Source organism: Arsenophonus sp. ENCA (genome assembly GCF_002287155.1).
Lineage (GTDB): Bacteria > Pseudomonadota > Gammaproteobacteria > Enterobacterales > Enterobacteriaceae > Arsenophonus > Arsenophonus nilaparvatae.
On sequence record NZ_NHNG01000243.1, the window covers coordinates 1 to 4,838 of the forward strand.

9 protein-coding genes are annotated in these 4,838 nt (G+C 40.1%); all 9 read left to right on the forward strand.

Going from position 1 to position 4,838, the window contains the following annotated elements; translation table 11 throughout:
- Positions 1-450: 450 nt before the first annotated feature.
- Positions 451-729 (forward strand): hypothetical protein, encoded by a 279-nt coding sequence (locus CBG25_RS06205; RefSeq protein WP_290605346.1) that lies wholly within the window; start codon positions 451-453, stop codon positions 727-729.
- On the forward strand, positions 726-1,157 hold the full coding sequence (locus tag CBG25_RS06210; RefSeq protein ID WP_290605348.1) for a hypothetical protein: 432 nt from the start codon (positions 726-728) through the stop codon (positions 1,155-1,157). Before CBG25_RS06205 ends, CBG25_RS06210 begins: the two co-directional genes overlap by 4 nt.
- A gap of 383 nt (positions 1,158-1,540) precedes the next feature.
- Positions 1,541-2,278, forward strand: a complete 738-nt coding sequence (locus CBG25_RS06215; RefSeq protein WP_290605360.1) for an LPD7 domain-containing protein — start codon at positions 1,541-1,543, stop codon at positions 2,276-2,278.
- A 292-nt stretch (positions 2,279-2,570) separates the two neighbouring features.
- Positions 2,571-2,936: a hypothetical protein gene (locus CBG25_RS06220; RefSeq protein ID WP_290605350.1), complete on the forward strand. Its 366-nt coding sequence runs from the start codon at positions 2,571-2,573 to the stop codon at positions 2,934-2,936.
- The gene (stbB, locus tag CBG25_RS06225; protein ID WP_290605352.1) at positions 2,933-3,370 is read left to right on the forward strand and encodes a StbB family protein; all 438 of its coding nucleotides are present in this window, start codon (positions 2,933-2,935) and stop codon (positions 3,368-3,370) included. The genes CBG25_RS06220 and stbB overlap by 4 nt, the downstream gene beginning before the upstream one ends.
- Positions 3,367-3,645, forward strand: coding sequence for a hypothetical protein (locus CBG25_RS06230; RefSeq protein WP_290605354.1), 279 nt, complete (start codon positions 3,367-3,369; stop codon positions 3,643-3,645). The genes stbB and CBG25_RS06230 overlap by 4 nt, the downstream gene beginning before the upstream one ends.
- Before the next feature lie 15 nt (positions 3,646-3,660).
- On the forward strand, positions 3,661-3,861 hold the full coding sequence (locus CBG25_RS06235; RefSeq protein WP_290605356.1) for a hypothetical protein: 201 nt from the start codon (positions 3,661-3,663) through the stop codon (positions 3,859-3,861).
- Between the two features lie 169 nt (positions 3,862-4,030).
- Entirely contained in the window at positions 4,031-4,693 is a 663-nt protein-coding gene (locus tag CBG25_RS06240; protein ID WP_290605358.1) for a transposase, read from the forward strand.
- Positions 4,694-4,737: 44 nt separating this feature from the next.
- On the forward strand, positions 4,738-4,838 hold a 101-nt coding region (locus CBG25_RS06245), incomplete at its 3' end, for an Rpn family recombination-promoting nuclease/putative transposase (RefSeq protein WP_290605362.1).

Sequence of the window (4,838 nt, forward strand, 5' to 3'; positions counted from 1 at the left end):
ATTTGAAAACACCTTTGTTTTATATTTTTTTCTCTCAACCCATACTGCAACATCGAATTTTAATTTAGCGACATCAATACCCACTGAGGTTTTGATCATGGTAAATTCTCTCATGAAAAACAGATAATTGAATATATCGTCCTAACCTTCCTTATAAATACGTGCTCGTAGCACAAGATACCGTTCGGTTTTGAAGACGATGATGAATATGTCACCAGGGTTTAATCTGAGGTACAAGCTCTAAGCTTAAGGCAGCGTACAAACTCACCGGTAACATCCCAATGATCAGTTGGGGATCATTAACCTTTGACAGTCAATGATCAAGATATAAGGTAGCAGGCATCCAGGTTGATCCGCTGCGCTTTGACTATTATGGCATTACCCAGGTGCCGGCGCTGGTTAAACGCTGTGGCAAGGCGTTTGATATCGTGTATGGCTCAGTGGCGTTAGATGAAGGTCTCACACAAATCAATCGTCATGGAGCGTGCCGCGATGAATAAAACACTGACCGTGCCGCTCTTTATGTTTGCGATGACGGCATCAGCCAGTAACATGGATAGTGCCGCGAAAGAAGGTTATGACCTTGCCGAACAAACACAAACGCTGGCAGAGTCTACCTTAAGGATTTTCAGCCACAAAAAGAACTGCCCAATTTTACCGCCAACCCCAATGAGGCGGATTTTTATCAACATGCAGCGAAAACAGGCAATGCCGCCAATCAGCCCTTGAATGACAGTGAATTAGGCAAGCTCGCCCGTGAAACCTATATCAATAATCCCAAAGATAAAATCGACTGGCAATCGGATAGGGTGAAAAACAGCCAGATGATACAGGAAAATGCCGAAGGCATTACGGCAGGCAGTGCTGAGCAGCGCAGTAAAAAAAGCATTAGCCAGTCGAGCTTTAAAGCGCATGTTTGTGCACGGAGGAAAACCATTATCAGTACCTGTACCAACACGGCAAGCGTTGAGTGGACAAGTGAAACGCAAACCAGAACTGTCACGCGGGAATATCCATTACGGCGGCAGACCTGGCATAAAGAAGGTAGCCGGATAGTTGTGGTTATCACACCGGATGTTAGCGGTAAGATTGAAAAAGCCACCTATGCCTACAAAATGTCGTATACACGAGTTTCGCACAGGCATATAAAATTCTAAAAATGGCTTAAAAGCAATGATTAATCTGCAAGTTACTAAAAAACATAAATTTTCTTAAATTACAATAAGTTGTATTTGATTTATAAGGTTTTGACTATTTATATATCATGCTGAATTAAACTTAAAAATAGAGCGTTTTTTTATTGGTGCGAAACTCGTGCCTCATCCCGTACGCCGGACAACTCAATTAGTGCCGCTGTACCTGATGACAAGGCTATGCCGGCGAAATCGCGCTTTGAATTGTTCATTCGGCATTTACAGGCGCAATTAGAGCGAAAAAGCGCGGATAATGAGAAACGCGCAATTTCAGCGTTGGATCTTTATACAAGCGCGCAAAGCTAAGCAAAAATGTACATTATCTGGATAAAAAAACCGATCGCACCCTGTTTGTTGATACGGGTAATGCCATTACGGTTCGAAAAGCCGCCATGACCGATTCAGCACTCATGGTTGCCCTGACACTTGCCAAAGAAAAGTTTGGCAGTACCTTAACGATTAAGGGAAGTCAGGCGTTTAAAGACCAGATAATTGAAGTGGTGGCTAAAAACAATCTGGATATTCATTTCACGGACAAGGAAATGAATCAGCAACTAGAGGCCAGAAAAGCAGAGCTGGCGATTGAAAAAACTGGGCAACGTATTGAAAAGCCGAATAATGCGACTGAGATAGAAAACATACCGCTCGACAATCAAAAAACAGCGTCAGGTGAGCCAGAAAAGGAAACTCAATCAGGCTCAACAGACAAGCCGGGTGTTTTTGAAGGCTATCTGGTCGAACACGGCGAAGCCCCCTTTAAATTTAAGCCCGACATGAACAAACCGGAAGAAAAACGCAATGACAGTTATTTTGTGAAATTGCAACTTGATGATGGCAGCGTCAAGACTCTGTGGGGTGTTGGGCTGGAAGATGCCGTTGCGGGCCTTGAAACGAATGAGCTAATTAGACTTGAAGATAAAGGCGTTGTCCCGGTTAAGTGGACAGAAACACAAACCGATGGAAAATCGGTGAACAAATCCGGTCAACGACGCATCTGGCAAGCCACCCCTATGGATAGACACCATGAAAATGAAACCGAAACACCGCAATCGGACGCCGATTATGACGGGCCAGAGGTGGCCTGACCATCGCCATTTTTCTGCCAGAAAAATTAACCTGTTTTTGCCTGGGGTTTCAAAGGGGGGGACCCCTTTGGCACGGTCGATTTTACAGTGGGCTTTCGCCCATTGTAAACATCGGTGACGTGCCTCTGGTATTTCAATGACTGATCTAGGAATTCATTAATATTCACTATTACGCAATAAAACGCTTTAACACGCAATTGATTGATGTATAATGTCATTACTAATCACTAGTACGCATTAATATGCTTTAATAAGCATTCCAACAAAAATCGATTAGGCTAAAGGCAAAACAATGAAGGACTGGAGATCAAAATCAAGAATTGGGCGCTCTGTCTTCATTAAATACCTTAATGAGATCAGAGAAAAACTTCACGAAGGAGAGACAAACCGACAAATTTATCTGCACTTAGTTAAAACCTATCAATTTTCTCTCAGTGAATCCCAATTTAATCGTTACATCCAAAAATACTGCGCTGATCTGCTCGCAAAAATACGATTGGTAACTACAACCAAGAACATCAGTCAGCCACAAAATTTAGATAAAACAAATCAACCCGAAACTGTAAAAAAAATCCGTAACCCGTCAGATTTAAAAAAATTGAGAGAACAATCTATTAATCTGGAAGACTTAGAAAATTATCAGGAGCCTGAAAAATGAAAATTGCCATACTTAATTATACCGGAACCGTTGGAAAAACCACGGTTGCCGCTCACTTATTATCGCCTCGGATGCAGGCGCCAGTTTTTGCCATCGAATCAATCAATGAAACGGCTCAGGGATTAGGGATTGACGTTGAAAAAATGGATGGCAATAAATTCAGAACATTATTTAAGAAAATGATGCTTGAAGAGGCTGCAATTATTGATATTGGCGCATCTAATATCGAAGAATTTATGAATAACATGATAAAGTTTGATGACTCACATGAAGAATTTGATTTGTTTCTGATTCCTGTTACATCGGGCACAAAAGAACAAAAAGAAACCGTGTTGATGATTAATACCCTTTCAAGTATTGGCATTGCGAAAGAAAAAATAAAAGTGATTTTCAACAGAGTGGATAATGACGTTGATGAAGAATTTTTTTTGTGATTAATCATCATAAAAAAGCGAAAAATTTTACCCTGAATAAAGAGTGCGCCATTTTTGAAAATGAGCTGTTTGACGCCTTGTCTATCAAAGGATTAACAGTGGATGCGCTCCTTTCTGACGAAACGGATTACAAATCCTTATTAAAAAATAACAAAGAGGCCAGCGAAAAAGACAGAAATCATTGGGCGGATATGTTTGGCCTTAAAGCCCTGGCTAAAAGCGTTAAACGAAATCTGGATTCCGTTTATGAAAATTTATTCAAACAAACCAATTAACCGAGATTGAATAGAATGGATGAAAAAGAATCTAATCCAAGAAGTGCCAGAGATGCGCTGATGATCGAGCTAATCGGCGATTTAGGTCGTGTCAACGACCAAATCACCGCATTACCTTCTGATATTAAGTATGCTATAGAGGGTTCATTAAGCCTGTTGCTCAATAGCAAAATTAATTGTGACTTACAAAAAAACCAGCTATTGATGATAAAATAATCAATTTTTGAATTAAAAATAACCTATATAAGATTAAAAAATAACCTATTTTTGTGTTTTTTAGATGTATCTAACTTGTTTTTATTGAAAGCAGTTTTATTTCACTATTGAGCAACAGGCTTATTATCAATATTCAGGTAATAAGCATGATGTTATTGCTGGCATAGGTTTGGTTAATTTGCTTTGGCATGATCTGACAAGTGTTGAATCAATTCCTATTGACTATCGTATTTATGATAAAGATTCTGATGGAAAAACAAAAAACACGCACTTTTCCGAAATGCTGGCTCTTGCTAAAAAAAGAGGGATCATGCCAGAAGCGGTAGTGATGGATGCCTGGTATTCTAGCCTAGATAATCTGAAATCAATTCGCTCTCATGGTTGGGTCTGGGTAACCACGCTGAGGAAAAACAGGATTGTTAACCATAATAAACAACTGAACAAGTTAGACATCTCAGAAGAAGGAACTCCAATACACTTACGAGGCTACGGTTGGGTGACTGTTTTCAAATTTACAGCCAAAAACGGCCGTATTGATTACATAGTAACAAACAAAGAGAATCCCACCCGTGAATACGTCAAATCTATCATGGATGCCCGTTGGTCTGTTGAAGTTTATCATCGAGAAGTTAAACAAAATTGTGGTATTGAACGCTGTCAGGCTCGCACGAGCCGAGCGCAAAGAAATCATATTTTTCTCGCTATTTCTGCGTGGTTTGAACAACATAAACGTCGTATATCTGAAAAAATAACCCTTTACCAACAAAATTGGGACGTAATCAAAAATGCTATTGCTGAGCACATCCGTGTTTTATTAGCGTACCCAAATTAGTTTTGTGCGAAACTCGTGTCATGGTGAAAACGTAAGGAGTATTGATGACTTCCCAACTTTCGCACCATGACGGGTTTTTTAAGAAGTTTCTCGGTGATTTGTCTGTTGCAAGAGACTTTCTGGCTATCCACTTACCGGAACATTT